Here is a 24,064-nt window from a genome sequence, read left to right as displayed (position 1 = left end):
GGGATGCGTGCCGGTCCGCTGGATCCGACACAGATCGACCACGTCGCAGCGCACGGGGGGACGAGCTCGCGGCCGGATGACCGGGGATTTCCGTGCGCCGGATCTGGCGTGGTGCTGGTCACCATAAAATGTGATCTGTGATCACACAAGACCCTGGTTGAATCCGAGGTGAACGTACGGGTGCCTCACGCGGTCAGTGAGCGGAGCCGGACTCGCTCAGAGCCTGTTCGATGCGCCGGGTGGCCGCGTCGATCGAGGCGGCGGTGACGCGCACCGCAGCCTCGGCATCGCCGCTCTTCACGGCGTCGAGCAGCTGCTCCTGGTAGACGAGCAGCAACGATGAGTCACCGGATTCGAACTCCCGCCGCACGCCCACGATCTTGTAGGACCGGCACCGCTGCCACAGCGTGTGGATCATCTCGACGAGCACCGAGTTGTCGGACGCCGTGTAGATCGTCGTGAGGAAGTCCTCGTCCCGCGCGAGGTAGTCGACGGCGTGCTGCGCGGCGACGGCGGCGGCCATCGCGTCGTACGCGGCCTCCATCTGCTCCACGTCGGAGCGGGTCAGCCGGGTGGTGCCGAGCTCCGTCGCCTGGATCTCAAGGGTGCGGCGCACGGAGTACAGGTCGAGCAACTCCTTGTACGTGAACCCCTTGACCACGGCACCGCGGTACGGCAGCGCCTCCGCGAGGCCGATCTCCTCCAGCCGCCTGATGGCTTCCCGCACCGGCATGACGCTCGTACCGAGTTCGTCGGCCAGCTCCCGGATCCGTAGGCGGTGCCCGGCTGGCAACTCGCCGCTGATGATGGCGGTCCGGATCGTCTCGAACACCTGGTCACCCACACGACTGTTGGGGACGAGTCTCGGGAGGGCCATGCTTGGAGTGTATCGACCGAGGGTGGTGCTCCTGCCGCACGAGTTCGGGCACATCGGGCAGGTCACGCGTGCGCAGCGAGGCCGTTCCGGCTGGGCCTGCTCCGCGCCGGCTTGCACCAACCGTTGGCGAGTGCTTCGCACACGAGTTGGGCGACCGTGTGGCGTCGCGTTCTGATCGACATTCCCCCGCAGCTCGTCGGGGCTCTTTGCCCGTGTTGAGTCAGTAATCTGCCCAGATTCCGATGACGAAGGATAGTCGCGGCTGCGAGTGACGCATGAGCGTGGGACGTTCGCTGTCGGGAAGGAGCGCCGCATCGCGAAGACAGCTGGCCCTGAACCGAATCGCAGCGTTATTTATGACTCAGCTAACGATCCTGCCTGGTTGCGATACATGGTCGTTGTCGACAAACGGGCGCGTTCGCATACTTCGTCGCTACCGGAGGTCGCAGGCTGGCGCCCACAAGGCACCCGCGCCCCCACGACAACCACATCCCCTCGACGACGTTCCAGCAGTGGGCCCGATCCTGCGACGCGGAACCCGCTGAGCAGGGCGAACGCGCGCAGAAACTGGTCGGTTGCGGCCAAGGCGTATGTGCAGTGCGGCCCCAGGTTTCGGCTGCGCGCTGACGCATCTCAGGACATCCGCTGAAACACGAATCGTGTCGTGCGACAACGCAACGGAGGTAGTGCTTCATGCCCGCTTCAGCCGACTTCGGCACGGCCGAGGTTCGCCGCGCACCGGACGCGCCACCACTGGTCAAGGCGGACGACCTTCCGCCTGCCCGGCACTTCATCGGCGGCGAGTTCGTCGAGGCGATGTCCGAAAGCTGCACCGACGTGGTCGATCCATGCTCGGAGGAGATCCTGGTCCAGATCCCCGAAGGCACGGCCGAGGACGTCGACCGAGCCGTCGCCTCCGCCGCCGCGGCCAAGGACGACTGGGCGCGGCTGGTCCCCAAGGCCCGTTCGGAGTTGTTGCACGCGATCGCGGACAGGCTGGCCGAACACACCGAGCTGCTGGTCGCGCTCGAATCGGCGAACACGGGTAAGCCGATCCGCGTCGCGCAGGACGACATCGCCGGCACCATCGACACCTTCCGCTTCATGGCCGGGGCGTTGCGCGCGACGACCTCCCTGGCCGCCGGTGACTACATCGAGAACCACTTGTCGCTCATCCGCCGCGAACCGATCGGCCTGGTCGGGGTGGTGACACCGTGGAACTACCCGCTGCTGATGGCCGCGTGGAAGATCGCTCCGATCCTCGCGGCGGGGAACACACTGGTGATCAAGCCATCCGAGCAGACACCGCTGACCACATTGAAGTTCGCCGAACTCGTCGGCGATCTGGTGCCGTCCGGGGTGCTCAACGTGGTCACCGGACTGGGCCCCGCCGTCGGTGCGCGCCTCGCCGAACACCCCGATGTGGACATGGTCGCGCTGACCGGGTCGGTCAACAGCGGTCGTGCCGTCGCCCGAACCGCCGCCGAGACCCTCAAGCGGGTGCACCTGGAGCTCGGCGGAAAGGCCCCGGTGGTGGTCTTCCCCGACGCCGACCTCGCCGCCGTGGCGTCGACGTTGCGCGTTGCCGGTTACTGGAATTCCGGTCAGGAATGCGGGGCGGCCTGCCGAGTGCTCGTGCACGAATCAGTCGCCGGGGAGTTCGTCGAGCGCCTCGTCGACGAAGTGCGCGGGCTCGTGGTGGGAGAGCCGCTGGCCGGGGAAGACGTCGAGATCGGGCCGTTGGTGTCGAAGGCGCATTTCGACCGCGTGCGGGCGTATCTGGAGCGCGCCAGGAACGAGGGCGCACGCGCGGCCGTGGGTGGCGAGGCGCTCGGCGGGCCCGGTTACTTCGTGGCGCCGACGGTGCTGGTGGGTGTCCGCGAGGGCGCGGAGATCAGCCGCGAGGAGGTCTTCGGCCCCGTCGTCACGGTCGAGACGTTCCGGGATGAGGACGAAGCTGTCCGTCGCGCCAACGAGGTGCCCTTCGGTTTGTCGGCCTCTGTGTGGACCGAGAACGGGCGCCGTTCCCACGACATGGCGGCCCGCCTGGACGCGGGAACGGTGTGGGTGAATGCGCACCTGGTGCTCGCCAACGAGGTCCCGTGGGGCGGTTTCAAGGGCTCCGGATACGGCCGGGACCTGTCGATCTACGCCCTCGACGACTACTCCCGCACCAAGCACGTGATGCACAACCACGGCAGATGAGTCTGCCGGGAGTCCGAGGCCGGTGGGCGGGGGCGATCAGCGTCGCTCCCTCGCCCACCGGCCTCTGGCGCACGTTGCCCGCGGTGCGCACGACCGACAGCACCCGACCGGGGCCTCACCGGCCCGATGGACCTTGGTGCTGATGTGCCCGACGATGCTCGAATCCACCAGCCGGCGGATCTCGGGTAGGGTGCCCGCGATCATGTCGTCGTCGCCGACGCTGATTCCCCTTCTATCGCAGGAGCTTTGGTTGCTTGCGAGCCAGGCCGGGGCGAGCATGGACAGGGTGATGTGGGCATACCACGCCCGCCAGCTCCGAGCCTGGTGGTGATCAAGCTCGGCTTCGTTTTCGCTTGTTATCAGCATTTCGATCTGCTTCCGGTGATCCAGGCCAGGTCCACCAAGGTGGCTTGGCGAGGGCCTTGGCAGACGTGGTAGGCGATCTCGCTGGGATTGCTGATCGAGCGGCGTGCCGGCAGCCAGTGACGCCGGCAGGAGCGAGAGTCGAGGCGGATTCGAATTTCCTGCCTCGTCGTAGTCGCGGGGATCGTGCACCTCGGCGGATCGTGCTCGCCTGTGAACAGGAACCCACCAACACCGCTGTGGCCGAACGACTCGGGGTTTCCCGATACACGGTCAGCAAATGGCCTTCCCGGTTCCTGTCCGATGGCCTGGATGGACTGTATGAGCGGCCGAGGCCCGGACGGCCGTCGGCGATCTGCGACGACACCGTCGCCCAGATCCTCGTTCGCTTGCTTGATCGACCCTCCAACGGACGAGCTTGGTCAACCCGCTCCATGGCGACCGAGGTCGGACTCAGTCAAACGACCGTGAGCCGCATCTGGCGTGCTCATCGTCTCCAGTCGTGGCCGGATAGTTCGCCGTTACCAGGTCGCCGGACAACGTTGGTCCAAGCCGAGATCCGCGACATCGTTGGACTGTTCCTCGCTCCGCCACTACGGATCCTCGCCGTTGCCGTCGACAGTCACGGGATGACCCGGTCGGAACGGGAGAGCACACCAGCCACACCAACCTGGCCGGCGGACCGGCGTTCCACCGAAGCCAGGAACATTCTCGCTGCCGCGAACGCGTTTGCGTTACTCCGCAGCAAGAGCGCCGCACACGAGGTGTCCCGAACACACGCGGCACTGTGCACGTTCCTGGAGACACTCAACAGCAACGTGGCCGAGAGCCTGGGAGTTCGTCTGCTCGTCGACAGTCGGCCGGGTACCGCGGTACCCGAGGCAATTGACGCCTGGGTGCGGCGGTATCCCCGGTTCCAGCAGGATTACGTACCCGCCATCTCGTCATGGATCGATGAGGTCGAGCTTCTTCTGGCGGGCAATCCGCTGTGCGACAACGAGGGCATGCCCGGTTTCACGTCCTCGTTGTCGGCTCTCCGCGATGACATCCGGTCCTGGTGCGACGGCTGGACACCGCACGCGAGCCCGTTCTCGTGGGTCGGGCGAACCAGCTCCGGCTGTCACGGCCTTGCCAGGAACCGGGAACGTGACAAGGACTCACGCGCAGGACAGCTCGGCTCCGCGGGCCATGACTTCGCTGCCGAAACCACGGACAGGAATCCCGGTACGCCACGCATCACTGACCGCGTCGTCCAACTCGTGCGGGAAGCCCTCGCCGCCGGCCAGTTCCACCACGGTCAACGCGTCACGGAGGCACTCCTGGCGGAGCGGCTCGGAGTCTCCCGCGGTCCCGTCCGGGAGGCGCTTCGAGTACTCACCGAGGAAGGAATGCTGGAGCGCCGTCGCAACCGTGGCGCAGTCGTTCCCCGGATCAACACCATCACCATCCTCGACCTCTACGCTGCCCGGGCCATGCTCGGCACATTGCTCATGCGCCGGGCCGCCATGCTGCGCCGATCCGAGCTCAGGCCCGTTTAGGCCGCTCTGGACGATGTCCATGCTGTCGCCCGCGGCGGTGAACATGCCCGTATCGCAGACGCCGACCTGCGTTTCCAAGACGCGATCGCGCAAGCAGCGAACATGTCGCAGACCGGCCTGATGTTCCAGCGGCTCACCATGAGGCTGCGGATGTTCATCGCGATTCTGCACCTGGACTACGGCGGTGCGGCAGTCGATCTCATCGCGCGCGCGAACGCTGGGATCTTCGAAGCGATCCGCAACGGTGACGGTGACGATGCAGCACGACGCTGGCGAGTCAAGGTCGAACGCAGCGTTCGCTACATGGCCGCCCGACTACCCGATGATCACTTCGATCCCGACCTCTGGGGCACCATCGCCGGTCGAGCCGCCCCTGAACCCGGCGATCCACGCATGAACTGTGCTGCGGAACAGCACGGGGACGACCGCCCAAGGAATATCCCCTGAACAGCGCTCGCTGACACAGCGTGCGTATTCCAGAAATTACGGTGTCCGCAGACCCTGGAGTGATGGTAAGGAAGTCCTCCAGCCCTACGGACGACCATGTTTCGCGTAGCCGGTAAGCAGTGCCCACCCCGCCGAGGTGCTGCGCCGGGCGACGAGAGATCTGGCCGTCGTCGCCCGGAGCCCGACGAGGGGGCGATGTTTGTTCTTCACTCATCCAGGACACAAACGCTCTTGCTGGATTAGTCAAGCCCGCGAACGATGTGCGACTCGTCGTCGTGCTCGCCTTCGTCCTTGCTGCGGCTCGCGATGTCGTGCTGGTTCACGGTGGTGGTCCTCCTCTCCATGATTCTCGTCGTTTTCCGAAAGGGCCGGCGTTTGGTGGGATGGAGCCGTTCCGGAAATCGGGTGCGGGCTCAGGTCGGGTCGGACACGGACCACGCCGTCGGCAGACATGGTGTGCGCTGGTGGCGGCACGGCGCTGTGGGATCCGGTCACGGTCGTCGTTGCCAGGCAGGCAGGACGTGCGGCGGTGGGTGTCAGCCGCCGATCAACGAGCGGAGGAAGAACAGGAGGTTTGCTGGGCGCTCGGCCATCCGCCGCATCAGGTAGGGATACCACTGGCTGCCGAACGGGACGTAGACGCGAACCCGGTAGCCCTCGGCGGCCAGTTGTTCCTGGAGGTTGCGGCGCACTCCGTAAAGCATCTGGAATTCGAAGTCGCGGCGGTCGAGCCCCAGCTGGTTTGCCACCGCTTTGACGTGGTCGATGCAGGTGCTGTCGTGGGTGCCGAACGCGGGATCGGGCAGATGACGCAGAACCCAGTCGGTGAGGTGCAGGTACTGGGCGGTCACCTCGTCGGCGTTGCAGATGGCTGTGTCGAGGTTCTCCCGGTAGGCGCCCTTCACCAGTCGGATGCGGGGTTTGACCTCGGTGAAGGAAATCAGGTTCTCCTGACAGCGGCGCAGGGCCGCCTGCTGGGCGATCCGGGTGTGCGGGAACGACGGGAGGAATGTCCGGTAGGTCGCCAGCGTCTGCGGCCCGACCGAGCTGTGCTCCATGTCCACTTCGACCGTGACACCGCACTGGTCGGCGACTGCGAGCATTCGTTTCAGGTGGCCAGCGCACACGCTCTGGTCGAGAGCCACGCCGAGCTGTGAGAGTTTGACCGAAACGGTCGCTCCGGGTGCTTTCTCCGCGATGGCGTGAATGGTGTCCACGTAGGCGTCGGTCGCTGCGGCGGACTCCTCCAACTCACTCACGGTCTCGCCGAGCAGGTCGAGGCTGACATCGATGCCCTTGGCGTTGAGTTTCCGGGCCACGGTGATGGCCTCGTCCAACGTGGTCCCGGCGACGTAGCGGGAGACGAGCCCCTTCGTGAGCGGATTGCGGCTTACCCGTTCCTCGAGCGCCTTGTTCTCCGCGGCCAGGAGCAGCAGTTTTCTGATCATGTTCTTCCTCGTGTGTCGCGAGCGCGGTGTGTGGCGCGTGTGAGACGAAGGGGAGGACCGACGCTGTTCAGCGTGATATCGGCGTCGTTGCGTCCATCCGTTGAGTTCACACCGTAAAATGCGAACGCATATTACACAATGTTTCGGATGAAGTCGATATTTCTTAAACGAGGCGCTCCTGACCGAGCTCTACGCCGCTGGGGGAAATGTTGTCATGCTCGACGTTATCCAGGGTCTGTGGGAACGTTTCGGCAGTGAGCCGGGTGACGTGGATTCCGCGCGGTCGGCGGGGTCGGCGTTGACGCTCCGCCGACCGCGCGGAGGCTCATTCCTGTGGTGACGCCAGCGAGGCTGGCCGCCGGTGATCACCCCATGTACGGGTAGGTCCAGTCCAGGTCGGGAGCCATGTTCTCCTTGATGAACCGGCCGCTGACCCAGCGCTGCAGGGCGAGCACCGAGCCGGTCTTGTCGTTGGTGCCCGACCCGCGGCCGCCACCGAAGGACTGCTGGCCCATGGTGGCACCGGTGGGCTTGTCGTTGATGTAGGTCATTCCGGCGGTGTCGCGCAGCCGGTCCAGCGCGGTGATGATCGCGCTGCGGTCGTTGGCGAACACCGAGCAGCTCAGTGCGTACTGGCTGGTGCCGTCGACCAGGTCGAGGGTGCGCTCCCAGTCGGCGTCGTCGTAGACGTAAACGGCCAGCAGCGGCCCGAAGAACTCCTCGGACATGGTGAACGCCGTCGGGTCGTCGGTCCGGACGATCGTCGGGTCGACGAACCAGCCGCGCTCGGTGGAGGTGGTCCCGCCGACAAGGATCTGGTGGGCGGGGTCGGCCTTGGCTCGGTCGATCACGCCCTGCAGGCGGTCCACCGCGTTGCGGTCGATCACCGCTCCGACGAACGTCCTGTGGTCGACGACGTCGCCGACCTGCAGGCCCGCGCTGGTCTCCAGCAGCGGTGCCTCCAGTTCCTTCCACAGGCTGCGGGGGATGTAGGTGCGGGAGGCCGCGGTGCACTTCTGGCCCTGGTACTCGAACGCGCCGCGGACCAGGGCGACCAGCAGCGCCTGCGGGTCGGCGCTGGGGTGCGCCACGACGGCGTTCTTGCCGCCGGTCTCACCGACCAGTCGCGGGTAGGCGCGGTAGTGGTGGATGTTCTGCGCCGTGCTCTGCCAGATGTTGCGGAACACGGTCGTGGAACCGGTGAAGCTGATCCCGGCGAGGTGCTCGCTGGCTTGGGCGGTGGCGGTGACCAGGCCGCCGTCGCCGTGCACGAGGTTGATCACGCCGGGCGGGAGGCCGGCCTCCTCGAACACGCGCATGACGACTTCGCTGCTCAGCGCGGACTTCTCCGAGGGTTTCCAGACCACGACGTTGCCCATCAGCGCCGGGGTGGCGGGCAGGTTGCCGGCGATGGCGGTGAAGTTGAACGGGGTGAGGGCGAGCACGAAGCCCTCCAGCGGGCGGTGGTCCATGGTGTTGTGCACCCCGGTCACCGAGAACGGCTGGGTCTGGTAGATCTGCGAGGCCAGCTTGACGTTGTAGCGGAAGAAGTCCACCAGCTCGTTGATGTCGATTTCGGCCTGGTGGAACGTTTTGGACTGGCCGAGCATCGTCGTGGCCAGCAGCTCGTCGCGGTATTTGCCGTTGGCCAGCTCAGCTGCCCGCAGGAAGACTGCGGCGCGGTCCCACCACGCCATGCGCGACCAGTCGTGCCGGGCTGCCAAGGCGGCGTCGATCGCCGCGTTGACCTGTTCGGCACGGGCGACCGGGAACCGGCCGAGGTGCAGAGTGCGGTCGTGCGGCGCTACGACGTCAGCGGTCTCGCCCAGCTCGAAACGCTCACCGGCGATCACGTTCGGCAGGTCGCGAACCCGGCTGCGGACCCGGTTGACCTCCTCGAGCAGCCGGACGGCCTCGGGCGACCCGGGTGCGTAGTCCCGTGGCTGCTCGTTGACCGGCTCTGGGACACCGGGGTTGCCCGCCACGCTGACACCGGTCGAAGTCATATGCGCCTCCTGGAGGCTCTCGACGGAAAGACATCCGACTGAAGTTGTTCTAAAATTTCAGACCTAAGGGTAGGTATACTGCGTCGCGTGGGTCAACACCTCGAAGCGAGCAACACCGCCACTGCAGTCCAGATGAGTCCAACCCGGTCCGAGGCTGTCGACCGCCCAGTGCGGAAGGTCGACCGTGCCTACGAGCAGTTGCGCGACGACCTCATCGCACTGCGCATCGAGCCGGGCGAGCCGTTGGATGAGAAGAGGCTGAGCGCGTCGTTGGGGGTCGGCCTGACCCCGGTGCGCGACGCGATCAAACGGCTGACACTCGAGCGGCTCGTGGTGACCTACCCGCGCCGGGGTACGTTCGCCGCTGAGATCTCGGTCAGTGACGAGCTGTGGTTGACCGAGATCCGCGAGGACCTCGAGGGGCTGGCCGCAGCGCTGGCCGCGGTGCGGGCGACGGCCGCGGAGCGGGAAGAGCTGTCACGGCTGGCCGACCTGGTCGACTCCCACCCGTCCGCGGGCCACGGCTCGACCTCCTACATCGAGGTTGACGCCGCGATCCACCGGGCGATCTACGCAGCGGCGCACAACCCGTTTCTCGAAACCAGCCTGAACCAGTACGCCAACCTCGCCATGCGGATCTGGCACTACGGACTCCGGCGGGTCGCCCAGCAACCGGCGGCCGGCTGCGACCAGGCGGAGGTGGTCGAGGCGATTGTCCGCGGCGACGCCGATGCCGCCCGCGAGAGCGCTCGAGCGCACCTGCGAGACTTCTCCAACAGCGTCCGAGCACTGCTGACCCGCTGAACCGCGCGCCGGCCCGCGATCCGGGCCGGCACCTCCCGAACAGACCGACCGACCGTCGGTGGCCCTGCTCCGCGCGAACTGCCCAACCGTCAACAGGACAGGACACGCCCGTGACCGCCAACCCGTCGGACATCCCCGAACCGCCCCGTGGCCAGCGAATTCTGATCATCGAGGACGACGAGCAGCTCGGCGAGCCCGTCGCTGCCTTCCTCAGCGACTGGGGCAACCTGCCCCGCCGTCTCACCCTGCCTGACGATGCTGCGCTGAGCGAGGCGTTGGCCCAAAGCGAGCTGGCCGAACCCGATGTCGAGGCGGTCGCGATCGTTTCCCGGGACGACATCGTTGCACTGAGGTACGCCCTGCTCGCTGAGCACCTCCGGCCCGGTGTCCGGCTCGTCGTGACGATCTTCGATCGCACCACCGCTGGGGAAGTAGCCCATCGAGTGCCCAACTGCACGGTGCTGGCGATGCCTGATGCGATCGTGCCCACCCTGCTCGCCGCCTCCGGCCGTCCGGTGACACCGCCAGCAGCCTCCCGTCGCGCTGGAGCACACTGCTGTACCGGTCGTCCAGGCAATTGGATCCCTTCAACCAGTGCCCAAGCGTTCCCGCGGTTGGCTGTTCCAGCGGTGGCGAACCCTCGACACCTCAGCGCGAGCACTTGTCGTCGGCTTCCTGGGCATCCTCGCCAAGCGCACGGGGTGCTGGAGAACGCCACGATCTTCCCGTTCGAGAACTGGAGCGCAGCCGCACGGCAGGACGAGCTCGCCCGTGGCGCCGTCACCGCCACAGGGCGGTGACCACCCGCTGTCACACCGACGCGGAACAGGGCGAAGGGGCGCGCCCTCGGCTCCGCGCACGGAGCCGAGGGCGCGGCATCAGACGTCGGGTTGTCCGTAGCCACCGCCACCTGCGGTTTGGATGCGCAGCGACTCACCCCGATGCAGGTCGAGGCGGTCCATCACAGCCAGCTGCTGCCAGGTGCCGTTGCGCAGGACGTGGACCTGTGCGGGAGAACCCGGTTCTCCGCCGTGGAGTCCCCACGGGCATCGGGTCACTCGCGCGGTGGCTACCACGGCTGATGCTCTCCCCACGGTCAGTTGGAGTTCCCGGACGAGTCCGCTGCCGCCGGTGAACCGTCCGTTGCCGCCGGTACCGTGCGCGATGGCGTAGCGCTTGACCCGAAGCGGGTATTCGCGCTCGATGACTTCGCACGGGGTGTTTCTGGTGTTCGTCATGTGCGTGTGCACGGCGTCCGCGCCGTCCATGTTCGGCAGCGCACCCTGGCCGCCACCATAGGTTTCGACATACGAGAAGTAGCGGCCCGTTTCGGGATCGTGGCCACCGATCGTCACGATGCTCATACTGCCGCTGGCGGCGGCCGGGACCCGCTCGGGAACAATCTGCTCGAACGCCCCGAACAGCGCATCGACGATGCGCTGGGCGGTTTGCGTGTTGCCGTGGGACACCGGCGCCGGATACTGCGCCGCGACCACACTGCCAGGGCGGGTGAGCACGGTGACCGGGCGTATCAGCCCTTCGTTGGAGGGCAGCGTCGGATCGGTCAGTGCCTTGACAGCGTAGGCCGCACACGCCTCGGCGACCGCGTAGGAGCAGTTCACCGCACCCTCGACCTGGTCCGCACACTCGGTCAGATCGACGACGAGCTCGTCGCCCTGCTTGCGCACGGTGGCCACGATGGGCACATCGTCCTCGCGGATGCCGGTGTGCTCCAGGTAGTCCACGAACCGTGCGCTGCCGTCAGGCATCGCGCCGAGCGCCGCACGGGTGCGGCGCTCGGCATAGTCGATCAATGCCTGTCCCGCCGTGCGGAATCGCGCCACGCCCCAGTCCTCGACGAGTTCCTGGATGCGCCGGACTCCGAGGCTGTTGGCCGCGACCTGGGCCATGAGATCACCGCGGGTCTTGTCTGCGGTGCGGACGTTGGTCAGCAGCAGGTCGAGGATGTCCTGCTGGATCTCGCCTTGCCTGATCATGCGCAGCGGTGGGATCCGAATGCCTTCCTGGAAGATCTCGGTGGCGTGGGTGGCCATGGACCCCGGGGCGAGCCCGCCGACGTCGACGTGGTGAGCCATGTTCGCGACGACCGCGACAACCTCACCGTCCAGGTGGACCGGGGTGATCAGGCAGATGTCCGGGAGGTGCGATCCGCCCTGGTAGGGGTTGTTGGTGATGACGACATCCCCCGGGGCCAGGGAGTCGACGCCGATCTCGGCCAGGGTGTTGCGGATCAGAACAGGCATCAGGCCCAGGTGCAGCGGGATGTGCTCGGCCTGGGCGATCAGTTCGCCATTGGGGCGGTAGACACCCGCGGAGCAGTCACGTCGATCCTTGATATTGGGGGAATATGACGTGCGAATCAGTGCCGTGCCGACCTCTTCGGCGATGGATTCCAGGCGGTTGCGGGCGATCTCCAGGTCGACCGGGTCCAGGGAGAGCTGGTGGGTCATCGGGCTTCCTCCGGGTGGATGTGCAGGAACCCGTGCTCGTCGTGCCAGCACGCCTGCCCTGGGCAGATGACTGTCGTGGAGTCGAGTTGGTGCAGGACGAGTGGTCCGGTGAGGCGCGCGTGCGCCGGCACCTGCTCCCTGCGGTAGACGGGTGTGTCGTACCACTCGCCGTCGAAGTGAGCCCGGCGCCTCCCAACCGCTTCAGGAACACCACCGGTGGTGCGGTGGGGCTCGACGTGCTGTTCCTGCCACGCTGCGGTGACCGTGACGCGCGCGGTCACGATCTCCAGTGCCGCGTCGGGGTCGCAGAACCCGTAGTGCTCCTCGTGGATGGTGTCGAAGGCTCGGCGTAGTTCGGCGAAATCGTCTGTCCATGCGACGCGGAGCTCGAAGCTCTGCCCGAGATAGCGAGCATCCACGGCTCGCTCGATGACGGCATCGGCGGGACTGATACCTTCGCTGTCGGCCAGGAAGTCCCGCGCCTGCGCAGCAAGGGAGTCAAGCGCTGCGGATACCGACGGCAGCTCGGAAGCATCCATGGCCGAGACGCTCCTGGCGAAGTCGTGTCGCACCGGTGTGTCCAGCATGCCGACCGCGGAGGCGATTCCGGGGTGTGGTGGCACTACTGCGGCACGCATGCCCAGTTCGCGGATGAGCTCCGAGGCGTGCAGCGGTCCCGCTCCGCCGAAGGCCATCAGCGTGCACTGCCGAAGATCAACGCCGCGCTCGATGCTGACCTTGCGGATGCCGCGCCCCATGGTCGCGTTGACGACGTGCAGGATCCCGGCCGCGGTCTCGGTGTCGCCGAGCCCCACCTTGCGGGCGAACTCCGAGAGTCGGTGTCGTGCTACTGGCAGATCCAACGGAAGGCGGCCATCGAGCAGACTGTCGCCGAGGCGGCCAAGGAGTGCGTGGGCGTCGGTGACAGTGATGTCGGTACCACCCTGGCCGTAGCAGACGGGGCCGGGGCGAGCTCCTGCGCTGTGCGGGCCGACCCGCAGGCTGTCCCCGGAGTCCTGCCATGCGATGGAGCCGCCCCCGGCTCCGATGGTGTGTACGTCCACCATGGGCATCCGCAGCGGATAGCCCTCGATCTCGCCGGCGGTCATCTCGTCGGGAACGCCATTGCGGATCAAGGCGATGTCGGTGCTCGTACCGCCGATGTCGATGCTGACCACGGACGGCAGGTCCAGTTGCCGGGCCCACCGTGCCGCGCCGACCACGCCGCCCGCAAGTCCGGAAAGCACGGTGCGGACGCTCTGTTCCTGCGCCACGCGAGAACCGAGCAGGCCACCGTTGGACTGCATCACCCACAGCCGCGCCGGCACCCCGACCTGCGACAGCCGCTTGTCGAGGCGGTCGAGGTAGCCGGCGATCTTGGGCTGCACGTAGCCGTTGAGCACAGCTGTCGACGTGCGTTCGTACTCGCGCATCTCGGAGGTGACCGAGGTTGCGGCGAACACCGAGCGGGCCACGCCGGCCTTGCGCAGGACCTCGACGATTTCGTGCTCGTGCGCTGGATTGACATAGGCGTTGAGCAGGGAGACGACCACGACATCGGGTTCGGCCGCACGGATCTGTGACGTCACCTCGGCCAGCTGGGCCTGGTCCACCGGCGTGAGCTCTGAGCCGTCCGCGGCGAGACGTTCGCGCACTTCCCAGGTCAGCTCGGCGGGGGCCAGGGGGTGAGGACGGCGCGCCGTTTGGTCGTACAGGGAAGGGCGCGTCTGGTGACCGATCGCCAACAGGTCACGGAAGCCATCGGTGGTCACCAGGCCGACGCGTGCGCCGGTCCGGGTGATGACGGTGTTGGTGGCGACCGTCGTGCCGTGCACGAAATGCGCGACCTCATGGGGATGAGCGGCTACTTCGGACAATGCTTCGGTGAGTCCGGCGATCACCGCTTCATCCGGGGCGTGGGGAGTGGACGGTACTTTCCATACGAAGACAGAGTTGTCCGGCCGATTCACCGCGATGTCGGTGAACGTACCACCGGTGTCGATGGCCACCCGACAGGCGCGCTCGTCCTCCGGTGTGGGAAGGGGCATCAGCACTCCTCGAATCCAGTTCTGCCGACCAACCGCGTCGGCCAGGATGTTGCGCGGCTCTCGGGCAGCAGACGTCCTCGCGCGGAGCGCGAAGAATTCCTCCTCACGGAGAGGACCCGGCCTCGGCCGCGACCCTGCGCACCGTGAGCCACAGCGTGCTGTCACCGACGACCTCGCTCAGCCGCTTGGAGGTGTCGCTCGCGACGACCGACAACCTTGCTCCGCAAGCCCTGTGCAGGAAAACGTGGTTTTGGGCGCCGTTGGCCACGTAGGAGAACGAGTCGATGCCGACGGCAGCGAGTGCGGACCGGACGCCGTCGCTGTCGAGCCGGACACCCTGCGGCACGGTGTAGAGGTCTTCCATCGCTGACCACCCTTTCTCGTCAGCTTGATCGTGAGGCCGGCCTGGGGCGCTCGCACCCACTGGAGATCGCGGACTTCGCCGCCCGGACCGGAGTCGGTGAGGGCCACGGGCGGCGGGTTCGGCGGTCGTCTCGGGCTCGAACCACCCGTCCGGTCATGTGGAATTCGATCCGTATACGAAAAGCTAACCGGGTGTGCGGTCCGAGCACAAGACCCCGCGTCACCCGATAGGGCGACGCGGGGTCTTCGGCTGGGAACCAGAAGGTGGTTGGTCAGGAGTTGTGCGAAGGCGTCAACGGGGCGGCAGGCAGCTCGCCAGCCAGTGAGACGTCGTCCACCGTTCGGGCCTGGAGGAATTCCACGATCCTGTTCCGGAACAGGTGGACGTGTCGTGCGGCGATCTGCTCGGCTGCGTCCGGATCGTGATCGCGCACCGCGGCCAGCATCTCGTCGTGGTCCCGGCAGGTGCGCCTGAAGTGCGCGGCGAGGTCGGCAGCGAGTCCGGCGTCGCCGCCGAAACTGAGGTACGCGAGCCGTTGACCTTGGTCGTGGATGGGCCAGGCCAGGCTGCGCAGGTGCTCGTTGCGCGCGTGCAGCGCTTCCAGCCGGTGCAGGTGCGCGTTCGCCGCGGAGATCGCCGCCGGAGAGCCCGCCTTGATCGCCTCGTTGACCTCCGCGTTGGCCCGCGCCAGTTCCTCGATGTTGTCCTCGGTGGCTCGGGTGGCCAGCAGTCGCGCGATCGCGCGCGCCACCACGATGTGAGCTTCGAACAACTCGGCGATATCCACGAGATCCAGCGGGCGCACCGTGAAACCGCCCCTGGGGCCAACGTTGACCAAGCCCTCCGAGCTGAGACGGAACAGCGCCTCACGCACCGGGGTCCGGCTCAAACCGAGTTCCTCGGCCAGGCTGATGTCGTCCAGGCGCTCACCAGGGCGGGCTTGCAGCGTGACGATCTTGCGTTTGATCTCCTTGTGCGCCTGGTCCATGACGGAACGATCGCGTTTGGGCACCGGGTCACCTTCCCGCTGACGAGAGCAGCGAGTCCGCGGCTCGCTACGGCTGCTTCGCACTCGGATACTAGTGGCATTCCACCGTGCTTCGCGGGCCAGACGTCTCCTGGGCGGCGATGCGCAGGTACTCCTGGAAAACGGTCGCCGCCGCATGAGCAGGAGCCCCTTCGGGCGGGGCCGCGACCTTCATCGTGGTGGTGGGGCGTGACGAGATGGGCACCACCTGCACCGCATCCGGTTTGAAACGGGAAACCGATTCGGGCAGGACGGTGAACCCCAGCCCGCCGGCGACGAAGCCCAGTGCGGTCTCCTGGTGGACGACGCGGTGCGTGACACGCGGAAACGGTACCGGGCTGCGGAAGATCGACCGGAGCTGCGCGGTGAACCCGGGCATGTCGCGTGACGGAAAGCCGATCATGGGTTCGCTGGCGAGATCCTCGGGGGTCACTTCGGGATACGACGCCAGCCGGTGGTCGGAAGGCACGCAGGCGACCAGGTGCTCGGTGCAGAGGTCGTGCAGGGGCAGCCCCATGCTCGCGTCGCCGTCGCGTACGACCCCGAGGTCCAGTGTTCCGTCATGCAGCTTGTCGAACTGCTCGCCGCTGGTCAGGGGGCTGAGCACCAGCTCGACCCCGGGCAGCTCCCGCCGGAACCGCCGCACGGCCCTGGGCATCACGCTGTAACTGGCTGAGCTGACAAAGCCCACGGTGAGCTTCCCGGCGCGCCCCGTGCGCACCTCGTGCAGATCCGAGACGGCGTCGTCCAGAGCGTCCAGGAGCCCGTCGAGTCGCCTGCGCAGTTCTTCGCCCGCCGCGGTGAGCCGCACCCGTCGTGTCGTGCGGTGGAACAGCTCGACCCCGAGCTCGGCCTCCAGCTGGCGGATCTGGTGGCTCAGCGGGGGCTGGGAGATGTGCAGGCGTTCCGCCGCGCGGCCAAAGTGCAGCTCGTCGGCGACGACCATGAAATACCGGAGGCGACGTACGTCCATCACGCGATTGTAAAAGACCCGTGTATCAGTTCGTGAAGAACAAGTATTGGACAGATCTGAATGGGGCGAGTTTGATGCTCCTCGTCCACCCATACCCACGATCTTTCGGAGCCGTGCCGTGCCTTCACTCCAGTCGCAGTACGTCGTCATCGGCGCCGGTCTGGCGGGTTCTGCCGCCGCGTGGCAGTTGGCCGCCCGGGGCCACGAAGTCACCTTGCTCGAACAGGCGACCCCGGCTCACCGCGGAGGCAGTTCCCATGGATCGGCGCGCATCCTTCGCTACGCCTATCACGAGCACCTCTACACCCGCTTGATGGTGCGGGCGAGGCCGCTGTGGAACGAACTCGAACGCAGCGCGGGCCGCACCCTGATCACGCCGACCGGTGCCGTCGACTTCGGCGCGCAACGCCAGCCCGAACACCTGGCGGAGGTGCTCGGCGATCTCGGGGTCGACCACGAGCTGCTGAGCGTGCAGCAGGCGACCGAGCGATGGCCGGGATTTCGCTTCGACACGCCGGTCCTGTGGCACCCGGATGCCGGGGTGATCCACGCCGAGGCGGCGGTGGAGGCGATGATCGAGCTCGCCGTGGCGCACGGAGCACATCTGGAAACGGGCTGGCGGCTGGCGTCGGCCGTCCGGGACGGGGCCGGCTACCGACTGGTCTCTACCGACGGTGCGGTCGTGGCGGCGGAACGGGTCGTGGTGTGCGCCGGCGGCTGGCTGCCCGAACTGCTGGCGAGCCTGGCGCTCCCGCAGGGGTTTCTGGCTGGCATGCCGTCGCTGTCGGTCCGCCAGGAGCAGGCATACCACTTCCCGTACCGAGACCAGGACGCCGACGGGGCCGCTGCGTCGTGGCCGACGTTCATCCACAAGAGCGAGCGGATCCAGGTCTACGGCCTGCCCGGTGGTGCGGACGCCGGTTTCGGCGGCCAGAAGGTCGCCGAGTTCAACGGGGGCAAGCTGTTGCCGTCAGCCTCGCAGCAGGACCAGGTCGTCGATCCGGTCAACCGTCGGCGGGTCACCGCCTACGTGCGGGAGCACATCCCCGGTCTGGAACCGGAGCCGTATGCCGAAACCACGTGCCTTTTCACCAACACCCCGGACGAGAATTTCGTCCTCGACCGCGCCGACGGGGTCACCGTGGTGTCGCCCTGCTCCGGGCACGGGGCGAAGTTCGCCCCGCTGATCGGCGTTCTCGCCGCAGACCTGGCCAGTGCCGCAGACGCCTCGGACGTGCCCACCGTGCCTGCGGAGTTCCGCGTGGCGGTCGAGTCCAGCTGACCCGGGTCACGACCGGCCGCACGAAATGGAGGAAACGCATCGTGCCTGACCAGCTCAACACAGTGACATCGTTGCTCCGTGACATCGCCGACGTCGGTACCGACCCGGTGCGCGGAGGGTATTCGCGCCCGGTGTTCTCCCGCGCCGAGCTCGACCTCCGGGCGTGGTTCAGCTCCGAGGCCGCCGGGAGAGGGCTCGACGTTGAGACCGACCGCAACGGCATCATGTGGGCCTGGCTGGACACCCCGGCGGGGGAGCGGACCGACGCGGTGGTCACGGGCAGCCACCTCGACTCGGTGCCGGGCGGCGGAGGCTTTGACGGTCCCCTCGGAGTCGTCTCCGCGCTCGCTGCGGTGGATCTGCTCCGGAGCCGAGGACATCAGCTGCGTCGGCCTCTGGCCGTCGCGGTCTTCCCGGAGGAGGAAGGCTCGCGCTTTGGCTTGGCCTGTCTCGGTTCCGGAATCATGACGGGAACCGTGGACGTGGCACGCGCACTCAAGCTCACCGACCAGGAAGGCGACACGCTGGCCGACGTCGCCGCCCGCAACGGCTTGGACCCGAACCACATCGGACCGGACCGCGAAATGCTCGACCGTATCGGGGTGTTCGTCGAGCTGCACGTCGAGCAGGGCCGCGGCCTCGTCCACCTCGACCAGCCGGTGGCCATCGGCTCGTCGATCATCGGCCACGGCCGCTGGCGGCTCACCGTGGCCGGGCAAGGAAACCACGCCGGGACGACGCTGATGCCCGACCGTCGCGACCCGATGATCGTCGCGGCCCGGATCGTGCTGGCCGCCCAGGAAACGGCACGGTCCACACCGTCCGCGCGTGCCACGGTCGGGCGGATCACACCGATTCCGGGCGGCACCAACGTGATCGCCTCGGCGGTGGAGGTGTGGCTGGACGTCCGCCACCCCGATGACGAGGTGGCCCGCGCGGTCGTGCAGCGGATCACCGACGCCGCACACGAGGCAGCGTCCCAGGAGGGCTGCACCGTGGCATTGCGCGAGGAATCGTTCAGCCCCACAGCACATTTCGACTGCGGACTCCAGCAACGGCTCGTCCGCGTCCTCCCACACGCCCCGATCCTGGAGACGGGAGCAGGCCACGACGCCGGCGTTCTGGCGCCGTTCCTGCCAACAGCAATGCTTTTCGTCCGCAACCCCTCCGGCATCTCCCACTCCCCGGAGGAGCGCGCCGAACCCGCCGACTGCGCAGCCGGCGCCGAAGCACTCGCAGCCGTCCTGGCCGACCTGACCGGACATCCAGACACCGACGACCCGGTCCGGAGGGAGGACGTCTGAGGAGCAGGCGTGTCCCGCAGGGGCCTCTGAAGAGGTGTCGGGACCGCACCAGGCCATCCGGGAGTGGCTGTCATCGCCCCAGCTCTCCCGCGCGTGCACGCCCACGGGAACCGCGCGTGTGGGCGGGTCGAGAGGGCGCACCAGAGCGACGAGCACGGGCCGGGTGCGGTGCGACGCGCACCGCACCCGGCCCGCCCAGGAGTGGCGCACCCTGTCAGCGGAGCTTCTCGGGCAGCAGCCGGTCGAGCTGGCACATTGCCATATCCATTCGCACTATTGACATATCAAGTGCGCATGCCCAAGATCTCCAGGTCATGAGCGGACGTGACCTCCCGCTGCACGCGCGGATACGCAGGGAGTTGGAGGCGCGCATCCGGGATGGTCGGTGGGCGCCCGGGACCCGGATCCCCACCGAGGCCGAGCTCAGTGAGCAGTACGGCGTCTCCCGGATCACCGTGCAGCGCGCACTCCGCGACCTGGCCGATGCCGGAATGGTCGTGCGGTACCGGCGGCGCGGCACGTTCGTTGCGCAGACCGCCGGGGAGCACAACCTGCTTCGGGCGACCGGTCTGCTGCTCAGCGGTCCTGAGATGCACGGTGATCACCGAGTGATCAGCGCCCAGGTGCTGCTCGCCCGGCAGGCCGCCTTGGAGTTGCCGGACGTGGCCGGCGACGAAGCCGTCGTCCAGGTCGAACGCCACAAGCTGAGCGCGGACGGCGCGCGGGTGGTGGCTGCGGAACTGGCGGTGCTGCCGTTCCGCGTCGCGCCCGATCTGGTGGACCAACCGCTCATCACCACGACCACACACGTCTACCTTCGCAACCGCGGGGTCGCGCTGGGGCGGAGTCGGCTCTATGTGGAGCCGTACGCGCTGGACGACGAGCACGCCGAGCTGTTCGGGCTGCCCGTCGGCACGCCGGTCTTCCGCTGGCTGCGGATCACCTGGAGCGCCGACGGCGACGTCGTCGAGCTCCTCCGCGTCATTCTGCCCGCTGATTCTTCCCGTTTCTACGTCGAAACCTCGCTCAACGGCCCGCCTTCCTGAGTTCGTTGCCCCTTCGCCTGAGCCCGTTGGGAGACGCTCATGCGTACACGCCGTTCCCTGCTCACCGCTCTCGGCGCCGTCGCCGGCGCTGCCGTACTTGGCCTCACCGGGTGCGCCCCGCCGAACCCGTCCGCCGGGGCCGAAACCCTGGTCGTCGCCGGCTACGGCGGCTCCTTCGAAACCGCCCTGCGGGAATCGGTCATCCCCGAGTTCGAGAAGACCTGCTCCTGCAAGATCACCTACATCCCCGGTTCGTCCACGGACAGCATTGCCAAGCTCAAGGCGCAGCAGGCGAGCCCGCAGATCGACGTCGCGCTGCTCGACGATGGGCCGCAGGCGCAGGCCGTCGAAGCCGGGCTGCTCGCCCCGCTGGACACCAGGGTCGTCCCCGTCGACCAGGTGGTGGACGTGGCGCGGCTGCCCGGGGACGTCGGCGTCGGGTTCGGCATGACCGCCACCGGCATCGCCTATCAGCCGGAATGGTTCGCGCAGCGCGGGATTCCGGCGCCGACCAGGTGGATGGATCTCGCCGATCCGCGGCTCAAGGGTTCGCTGGTGCTGCCCTCGATCACCAACACCTACGGCGTCGGGCTGCTGGTCGGATCGGCCATCGCCAACGGCGGTTCCGAGCACAACATCCAGCCCGGGTTCGCCGCCGCACGCAAGATCGCCGACAACGCGGTCACCTTCGACACCACCGCCGATGTGTCCAACTACTTCCTGCAGGGGCAGGCCGCGGCGTCGGTGTGGGGCCTGTCGCGGGTGTCCACGCTCGCGGAGAAGAACTTCCCGGTTCGCTTCGTCTACCCGGAGGAGGGCGCGATCGCCCTGGTGGCCACGGCGAACGTGGTGAACAAGGCGCCGCACGGCGAGCTGGCGCAGAAGTTCGTCGCCTACCTGCTGGACAGGAAGGTGCAGGGCGCGATCGCCAAGGCCACCTACGACGGTCCGACCGTCAAGGGCGTGCCCGTCGATCCCGAGGTGTCCGGGAAGGTCGTCGGTCCCGACGAGATCGACAGGTTGCGCAAGCTCGACTGGAAGGCCATCAACGCGCAGCGGTCGGCCTGGACGGACCAGTGGAACAAGCAGGTGGAGGTCCGATGACGACCCTCACAGAATCCGCCACCCGCGGTCGGCTGCGGCTGTCCGAACTGCGGAAGAGCCTGGGCGGCAAGGAGATCGTGCGCGGCATCGAGCTGAGCACCGAGCCCGGCGAGTTCCTTACCCTGCTCGGCCCGTCCGGCTGCGGCAAGACGACGACGCTGAACATCATCGCCGGGCACCTGCTGCCGGATTCCGGGGTCGTCGAGGTCGACGGCCGGGACCTGACCACCACGCCGGCACACCGCCGATCCATGGGCATGGTCTTCCAGTCCTATGCGCTGTTCCCGCACATGACGATCGCGGACAACGTCGGTTTCGGGCTGCGGATGCGCCGGACCGCCCGCGCCGAGCGGGCCAGGAAGGTCGCCGAGGCACTGGACATGGTCGGACTCGGCGGCATGGCGCAGCGATATCCCCGGCAGCTCTCGGGCGGACAGCAGCAGCGGGCCGCGTTGGCCCGGGCGCTGGTGGTGGAGCCCGACCTGCTGCTGCTCGACGAGCCGTTCTCGAATCTGGATGCCCAGCTACGGGTCCGGCTGCGGGACGAGGTCGTTGCGCTGCAGCGCCGGATCGGCACCACCACCATCCTCGTCACGCACGACCAGGAGGAGGCACTGGCGGTCTCCGACCGGATCGCGGTCATGGACCAGGGCGTGATCCACCAGATCGACACACCGCGCGAGGTGTACCTGCGGCCCAGAACCGATTTCGTCGCCCAGTTCATCGGTGAGGTCAACGTGCTGGACGGCACGGCTGAGAGCGGCGCGGCCTGCCGGCTCGCCGATGGCGTCGTCGTGTCTGCCGAGCCGGTCGGAACCCGGCCGCGGCCCGGCGAGGACGTCCGGATCTACGTGCGGCCGGAAGCCGTCCGGATCGCGGCTTCGGGCGACGGGCTGCCCGGCACGGTGCGCGACACCAGGTTCCTGGGGGCCAGGGCCCGATGCACCGTGTCCACAATGTCCGGCGACATCGAGGTTTTGCTGCCGTTCGGGGAATCCGTGCCAGAGGTGGGGCAGGAGGTGAGGTGCAGATGGCAACCGCAACACGCGTCGTTGACGGTCCGGGGATCCTGACGGCCCAGCGCGGACCGCGCTGGCGCACCGGGCTGCTGCTGGCAGCGCCAGCCATCGCGGCGTGCGCCTTGCTGTTCGTCGCGCCGCTGTTCACGTTGGTGTTCAACAGCTTCCGAACCCAGCAGGGCGATTTGACGCTGGCCAACTACGTCCGGTTTCTCGGCGATCCGTTCTACCGCGACGTACTGTGGCACACCCTGTGGATCGGCGTACTGACCACCGCCGGCTGCCTGGTTCTCGGCTACCCGTTCGCACTGTACCTGCGCGGCCGATCGCCACGGGTGCGCAACTACCTCTCGCTGATCCTGCTCTCGCCGCTGCTGATCAGCATGGTGATCCGGGCCTACGGCTGGCTGGTGGTGCTCGGTCCCAACGGCCCTGTCGCCGGGCTGCTGGGCTTGTTCGGCATCGCACCGCCCAACCTGCTCTACACCGACACCGCCGTGGTGATCGGCATGGTGCACGTGATGTTCGCGTACATGGTGCTGCCGCTGATCGGAAGCCTGGACCGTATCGACCCCACGCTGGTGCCCGCCGCCAAGGGACTGGGTGCCAACGCGTGGACCTGCTTCTGGCGCATCACGCTGCCGCTGTCGGCGCCCGGCATGCTGGCCGGGTCGCTGATCGTGTTCAGCCTGACGGTCTCCAGCTTCGTCACCCCGGCCATCCTGGGCGGCCCGACCGTCAAGCTGATGCCGTACTTCGTCTACACCGAGGCCACCAACACTTTGGACTGGTCGTACGCGGCGGCCATCGGCTTCATCCTGATCGTGGTGACCACCCTGCTGGTCGCCGTCTACTCCCGGCTGCTGCGGGGGCGTGGTGCGAAAGGAACGTTCGCATGAATCGGACGGTAGGCGCACTGGGCGCCGGTTTCGCGACCCTGGTCGCGCTCTTCCTGCTCGCCCCGGTCCTGGTGACGATCGCATCGTCGTTGACCACCACGAGCTACGTGTCCTTCCCGCCACAGGGCCTCACGCTGCGCTGGTACGCCGAGCTGCTGCACCGGCCCGAGTTCCTGGGCTCGTTCGCACTGAGCCTCGGCGTCGCGGCCGCCGCTGCGGCGGTGTCCACACTGCTCGGACTGGGCGCGGGGCTGGCGATCCACCGCTACCCGTTTCCCGGCCGGTCGGTGCTGGACAACCTGTTCTCCAGCGCGTTCGCGGTGCCGACGATCGTGCTCGGCATCGGGCTGCTGCAGTGGTTCGCGCAACTCGGCCTGGCGGCCAGCCCGGTCACGCTGCTGCTGGCACACCTGATGCTGACCGTGCCCTACACCGTGCGACTGGTGCTCGCCGGGCTCGCCGGCCTGGACCGCTCCACGGAGCGCACCGCGGCAGGACTCGGCGCGTCACCGCCAAAGGTGTTCTGGCACGTCACGCTGCCCGCGCTGCGCGGATCGCTGATCGCCGGTGCGTTCTTCGCGCTGATCACCTCCTTCGACGACCTCACGGTCGCGTTGTTCGTGGTCACCACCGACATGCAGACGCTGCCCGTGCGCATCTTCAACTACCTGCAGTACAACTACGACCCGACGGTGACCGCGGTCGGCACGCTGATGGTGCTGTTCGCGGCGGTGGCGGTCGTCGTCATCGAGCGCGTCGTGGGTGTGGCGCGGCTGTTCGGGTCTGAGGCGCAGCGGTGAACGCCGCGGCGAGTCTCGTGCTCGTGCGATGACCGAGCG

General features: G+C 67.6%; 20 protein-coding genes and 1 pseudogene. 13 read left to right on the top strand and 8 right to left on the bottom strand.

What is annotated here, in order from left to right; genetic code table 11:
- Positions 1-193 precede the first annotated feature (193 nt).
- Positions 194-877: a GntR family transcriptional regulator gene (locus IEY17_RS15535; RefSeq protein WP_188988305.1), complete on the bottom strand. Its 684-nt coding sequence runs from the start codon at positions 875-877 to the stop codon at positions 194-196.
- A gap of 693 nt (positions 878-1,570) precedes the next feature.
- Here IEY17_RS15535 and IEY17_RS15530 point away from each other — a divergent pair.
- The 4 genes and pseudogenes from IEY17_RS15530 (at position 1,571) to IEY17_RS15520 (ending at position 5,430) form a co-directional block, all read left to right on the top strand.
- Positions 1,571-3,082: an aminobutyraldehyde dehydrogenase gene (locus tag IEY17_RS15530; RefSeq protein ID WP_188988303.1), complete on the top strand. Its 1,512-nt coding sequence runs from the start codon at positions 1,571-1,573 to the stop codon at positions 3,080-3,082.
- A 431-nt stretch (positions 3,083-3,513) separates the two neighbouring features.
- Positions 3,514-3,915, top strand: a pseudogene (locus tag IEY17_RS26110) (helix-turn-helix domain-containing protein); the annotation flags it as partial.
- 159 nt (positions 3,916-4,074) lie between these two features.
- Positions 4,075-4,983, top strand: coding sequence for a GntR family transcriptional regulator (locus IEY17_RS15525; protein ID WP_229680193.1), 909 nt, complete (start codon positions 4,075-4,077; stop codon positions 4,981-4,983).
- 6 nt (positions 4,984-4,989) lie between these two features.
- On the top strand, positions 4,990-5,430 hold the full coding sequence (locus IEY17_RS15520) for an FCD domain-containing protein (protein ID WP_188988392.1): 441 nt from the start codon (positions 4,990-4,992) through the stop codon (positions 5,428-5,430).
- A gap of 536 nt (positions 5,431-5,966) precedes the next feature.
- On the opposite strand, the gene IEY17_RS15515 is transcribed toward IEY17_RS15520, so the two are convergent.
- Positions 5,967-6,767: a proline dehydrogenase family protein gene (locus tag IEY17_RS15515; RefSeq protein ID WP_188988299.1), complete on the bottom strand. Its 801-nt coding sequence runs from the start codon at positions 6,765-6,767 to the stop codon at positions 5,967-5,969.
- 476 nt (positions 6,768-7,243) lie between these two features.
- Positions 7,244-8,884 (bottom strand): L-glutamate gamma-semialdehyde dehydrogenase, encoded by a 1,641-nt coding sequence (gene pruA / locus IEY17_RS15510; protein WP_188988297.1) that lies wholly within the window; start codon positions 8,882-8,884, stop codon positions 7,244-7,246.
- A gap of 168 nt (positions 8,885-9,052) precedes the next feature.
- Between pruA and IEY17_RS15505 the strand changes: the two genes are divergently transcribed.
- Positions 9,053-9,688 carry a GntR family transcriptional regulator gene (locus IEY17_RS15505; protein ID WP_229680192.1) on the top strand — a complete coding sequence of 212 codons (636 nt, stop codon included), beginning with the start codon at positions 9,053-9,055 and terminating at the stop codon, positions 9,686-9,688.
- A 110-nt stretch (positions 9,689-9,798) separates the two neighbouring features.
- Positions 9,799-10,488 carry a hypothetical protein gene (locus IEY17_RS15500; protein ID WP_188988293.1) on the top strand — a complete coding sequence of 230 codons (690 nt, stop codon included), beginning with the start codon at positions 9,799-9,801 and terminating at the stop codon, positions 10,486-10,488.
- Positions 10,489-10,566: 78 nt separating this feature from the next.
- Here IEY17_RS15500 and IEY17_RS15495 read toward each other — a convergent pair whose 3' ends face one another.
- The 5 genes from IEY17_RS15495 to IEY17_RS15475 all read right to left on the bottom strand — a co-directional run bounded on the left by IEY17_RS15495 (position 10,567) and on the right by IEY17_RS15475 (position 16,571).
- Complete coding sequence (locus tag IEY17_RS15495; RefSeq protein ID WP_188988291.1) at positions 10,567-12,159, bottom strand: hydantoinase B/oxoprolinase family protein; 1,593 nt, start codon at positions 12,157-12,159, stop codon at positions 10,567-10,569.
- Complete coding sequence (locus IEY17_RS15490; protein WP_229680191.1) at positions 12,156-14,168, bottom strand: hydantoinase/oxoprolinase family protein; 2,013 nt, start codon at positions 14,166-14,168, stop codon at positions 12,156-12,158. The genes IEY17_RS15495 and IEY17_RS15490 overlap by 4 nt, the downstream gene beginning before the upstream one ends.
- Before the next feature lie 142 nt (positions 14,169-14,310).
- On the bottom strand, positions 14,311-14,571 hold the full coding sequence (locus IEY17_RS15485; RefSeq protein ID WP_188988287.1) for a hypothetical protein: 261 nt from the start codon (positions 14,569-14,571) through the stop codon (positions 14,311-14,313).
- 271 nt (positions 14,572-14,842) lie between these two features.
- Positions 14,843-15,583, bottom strand: coding sequence for a GntR family transcriptional regulator (locus IEY17_RS15480; RefSeq protein WP_229680190.1), 741 nt, complete (start codon positions 15,581-15,583; stop codon positions 14,843-14,845).
- A 67-nt stretch (positions 15,584-15,650) separates the two neighbouring features.
- Positions 15,651-16,571 (bottom strand): LysR family transcriptional regulator, encoded by a 921-nt coding sequence (locus tag IEY17_RS15475; protein WP_188988283.1) that lies wholly within the window; start codon positions 16,569-16,571, stop codon positions 15,651-15,653.
- Positions 16,572-16,689: 118 nt separating this feature from the next.
- Here IEY17_RS15475 and IEY17_RS15470 point away from each other — a divergent pair, with 118 nt between their 5' ends.
- From IEY17_RS15470 to IEY17_RS15440, 7 genes are all read left to right on the top strand, one after another.
- Positions 16,690-17,853, top strand: a complete 1,164-nt coding sequence (locus tag IEY17_RS15470) for an FAD-dependent oxidoreductase (protein ID WP_188988281.1) — start codon at positions 16,690-16,692, stop codon at positions 17,851-17,853.
- 41 nt (positions 17,854-17,894) lie between these two features.
- Positions 17,895-19,157: an allantoate amidohydrolase gene (locus IEY17_RS15465; protein WP_229680189.1), complete on the top strand. Its 1,263-nt coding sequence runs from the start codon at positions 17,895-17,897 to the stop codon at positions 19,155-19,157.
- A gap of 314 nt (positions 19,158-19,471) precedes the next feature.
- Positions 19,472-20,203 (top strand): GntR family transcriptional regulator, encoded by a 732-nt coding sequence (locus tag IEY17_RS15460; RefSeq protein WP_188988279.1) that lies wholly within the window; start codon positions 19,472-19,474, stop codon positions 20,201-20,203.
- Between the two features lie 39 nt (positions 20,204-20,242).
- Positions 20,243-21,307, top strand: coding sequence for an ABC transporter substrate-binding protein (locus IEY17_RS15455; protein ID WP_188988277.1), 1,065 nt, complete (start codon positions 20,243-20,245; stop codon positions 21,305-21,307).
- Entirely contained in the window at positions 21,304-22,380 is a 1,077-nt protein-coding gene (locus IEY17_RS15450; RefSeq protein WP_188988275.1) for an ABC transporter ATP-binding protein, read from the top strand. The genes IEY17_RS15455 and IEY17_RS15450 overlap by 4 nt, the downstream gene beginning before the upstream one ends.
- Positions 22,338-23,225 carry an ABC transporter permease gene (locus tag IEY17_RS15445; protein ID WP_188988273.1) on the top strand — a complete coding sequence of 296 codons (888 nt, stop codon included), beginning with the start codon at positions 22,338-22,340 and terminating at the stop codon, positions 23,223-23,225. The genes IEY17_RS15450 and IEY17_RS15445 overlap by 43 nt, the downstream gene beginning before the upstream one ends.
- The gene (locus IEY17_RS15440) at positions 23,222-24,025 is read left to right on the top strand and encodes an ABC transporter permease (protein WP_188988271.1); all 804 of its coding nucleotides are present in this window, start codon (positions 23,222-23,224) and stop codon (positions 24,023-24,025) included. The genes IEY17_RS15445 and IEY17_RS15440 overlap by 4 nt, the downstream gene beginning before the upstream one ends.
- Positions 24,026-24,064 lie beyond the last annotated feature (39 nt).

The organism is Saccharopolyspora thermophila (assembly GCF_014646075.1).
In the GTDB taxonomy this organism is placed as follows: Bacteria; Actinomycetota; Actinomycetes; order Mycobacteriales; family Pseudonocardiaceae; genus Saccharopolyspora; species Saccharopolyspora thermophila.
Note: the sequence above shows the minus strand (reverse complement) of the source record. Positions and strands in the feature narration are given on the sequence as shown.

Bases quoted from the DNA above. Each gene is read 5' to 3' on its own strand.
- IEY17_RS15535 (WP_188988305.1), bottom strand. From the start codon at position 877: ATGGCCCTCCCGAGACTCGTCCCCAACAGTCGTGTGGGTGACCAGGTG.
- IEY17_RS15530 (WP_188988303.1), top strand. From the start codon at position 1,571: ATGCCCGCTTCAGCCGACTTCGGCACGGCCGAGGTTCGCCGCGCACCG.
- IEY17_RS15525 (WP_229680193.1), top strand. From the start codon at position 4,075: ATGACCCGGTCGGAACGGGAGAGCACACCAGCCACACCAACCTGGCCG.
- pruA (WP_188988297.1), bottom strand. From the start codon at position 8,884: ATGACTTCGACCGGTGTCAGCGTGGCGGGCAACCCCGGTGTCCCAGAG.
- IEY17_RS15495 (WP_188988291.1), bottom strand. From the start codon at position 12,159: ATGACCCACCAGCTCTCCCTGGACCCGGTCGACCTGGAGATCGCCCGC.
- IEY17_RS15485 (WP_188988287.1), bottom strand. From the start codon at position 14,571: ATGGAAGACCTCTACACCGTGCCGCAGGGTGTCCGGCTCGACAGCGAC.
- IEY17_RS15475 (WP_188988283.1), bottom strand. From the start codon at position 16,571: ATGGACGTACGTCGCCTCCGGTATTTCATGGTCGTCGCCGACGAGCTG.
- IEY17_RS15460 (WP_188988279.1), top strand. From the start codon at position 19,472: ATGAGCGGACGTGACCTCCCGCTGCACGCGCGGATACGCAGGGAGTTG.
- IEY17_RS15455 (WP_188988277.1), top strand. From the start codon at position 20,243: ATGCGTACACGCCGTTCCCTGCTCACCGCTCTCGGCGCCGTCGCCGGC.
- IEY17_RS15450 (WP_188988275.1), top strand. From the start codon at position 21,304: ATGACGACCCTCACAGAATCCGCCACCCGCGGTCGGCTGCGGCTGTCC.
- IEY17_RS15445 (WP_188988273.1), top strand. From the start codon at position 22,338: ATGGCAACCGCAACACGCGTCGTTGACGGTCCGGGGATCCTGACGGCC.
- IEY17_RS15440 (WP_188988271.1), top strand. From the start codon at position 23,222: ATGAATCGGACGGTAGGCGCACTGGGCGCCGGTTTCGCGACCCTGGTC.